This window comes from Vibrio sp. A37, from assembly GCF_059777565.1.
The window spans coordinates 1-288 of the sequence record NZ_JBLNLI010000094.1; the positions used below are offsets into that span (position 1 = coordinate 1).

The window sequence follows — 288 nt, forward strand, 5'->3', positions numbered from 1 at the left end:
ACCCTAATCGTTTCATCGAAGTACGGACAAGGTGCATACCGACATTAAAGCCTAGCGCTCGTAATTCGCCATGCATACGAACTTTGCCGTATGTAGCATCCATATCAACATGGATTTTCTTCATAGCAGCATCAAGCTTTACGCGCTCACTGCAAATAGGTTTTGGTTTAGCTCGATAATAAAATGAACTAGCAGCAATAGATAAACAACGACACACTTGGGTCACACTATTCCCCATTCTATTCAGCCTTACCGCGATTTGTTGCCGTTGGTCATTTCTAATGCGAA

At 42.7% G+C, this 288-nt stretch carries 1 pseudogene; it reads right to left on the reverse strand.

The annotated features are described in order from the left end of the window. Positions 1-226: pseudogene (locus ACM2FC_RS23665) on the reverse strand (hypothetical protein); the annotation flags it as partial. Between the last annotated feature and the right edge of the window lie 62 nt (positions 227-288).